Origin of the sequence: Pseudoalteromonas luteoviolacea (genome assembly GCF_021654285.1) — a bacterium.
GTDB classification, from domain to species: Bacteria; Pseudomonadota; Gammaproteobacteria; order Enterobacterales; family Alteromonadaceae; genus Pseudoalteromonas; species Pseudoalteromonas luteoviolacea_J.
The window spans coordinates 1-1,642 of sequence record NZ_JAKFZS010000077.1; the positions used below are offsets into that span (position 1 = coordinate 1).

Annotated in this window: 1 protein-coding gene; it reads left to right on the forward strand. The window is 45.2% G+C overall.

The genetic code is table 11. The annotated features are described in order from the left end of the window. Positions 1-33: 33 nt before the first annotated feature. Positions 34-1,642, forward strand: a 1,609-nt coding sequence (locus tag L1077_RS27060; protein ID WP_237139869.1) for a condensation domain-containing protein, incomplete at its 3' end; no start/stop codon positions are given.

Below are 1,642 nucleotides of genomic sequence, written 5' to 3' on the forward strand. Positions count from 1 at the left end.
CTTGGGGGACATTCTATTTTGAGTGTGCGCCTGATGTCAGAAATACGCCGAGTAATGGATGTGGAAGTGAACATCAAAGCACTGTTTGATAGCCCCACAATTCAAGCTCTGGCAGAAATCGTGACTAAGGATACTGGCGTTGTCAGACCTAAAGTGAAAGGCATGGTCCGCAAAGAACAAGGCGATGTGTTGTCTTTTGCGCAGCAACGTTTGTGGTTCATCGACCAATTGCAAGAGGGTAGCCCCGAATATAATATGCCTGCGGCTTTTTTACTCTCTGGTCATTTTAATGTTGGTGCAGCACAACAGAGTCTATCCACGATTATTGAACGTCACGAAGTACTCAGAACCACCTATTTAGAAAAAGATGGAGAAGGGTTCCAGCAGGTTAATGCGCTAGATAGTTATAGAATAAATTGCGTTGATTTAACGCATTTAACTAACTCTGATTCAGAAAACGAGTTAGCCCGCCTACATAAACTAGAAGAGAATTATTGTTTTGACCTGACACAAGATGTCATGCTCCGTTGCACGTATATCAAACTCGGTAAGGAGCGAGGTGCCTTACTGTTTAATGTGCATCATATTGCCTCTGATGGTTGGTCGATTGAATTGTTGATCAATGAATTTACGACTCTTTATAGAGCGATTGTCACAGACGAACCAGTTAGTCTTACGCCTTTACCAGCACAATATGCCGATTATGCTCTTTGGCAGCGCCAATGGTTACAAGGAAAGGTGCTAGCGGAGCAGGCTGATTACTGGCGAACACAGCTGGCAGATATGCCTTTAGAGCATGGGCTTCGACTAGATAACCCGCGAGCACAAATTAAAGGCTCGAAGGGCGCTAGCCATAGCCACACGCTTTCTGCAACGGTATCACAGGGCTTGGCCACTCTGGCTGCTGAATATCAGATCACGCCTTTTATGTTGGTTCATGGCGCACTGTCTCTTGTGTTATCTCGACACAGTAGCAGTGATGATATTGTTATTGGTACACCGGTGGCGAATCGATTGCAGTCAGACATAGAGTCTCTGATTGGCTTTTTTGTGAATACATTGGTGCTGAGAGTGGATACCACAGCTCGATCGCTTGGCGAGTATCTGTCACATGTCCGTGAAGTCCATTTGGGCGCGCAATCTCATCAGGATATTCCATTTGAGCAGCTTGTAGAGTTATTACAGGTTCCTCGTAGTCGAGCTTATACACCGCTGTTTCAAATCATGTTGACAATGCAATCAGATTACGGGGTAGGGCATGGACAGACATTGTCGTTGCCGGATGTTTCGCTATCACGTCTTCCTAGTACGCAGGTGAAGTCACGGTTTGATATGGAAGTTGATGTACATCAGGACAGTGACGGCATGCAATTGCTCTGGACCTGGGACAGTAGTTTATTTGATAAAGCGCATGTGGAGCAATTGACAGAGCATTTTGCTCGTTTGCTCACTCAGCTCTCAACGCTCTCAGCTGAGGCATGTGTCAGCCTCAGTGATCTAGAGTTGCTTTCACGTGAAGAGCATCACTATTTACTCAATACACTTAATCAAACTGCGGCGGACTACCCTAGAGAAGCATGTATTCATACGTTGTTTGAGCACAGTGTTGAAAAGTACTCGGATAATGTAGCTCTAGAATTTT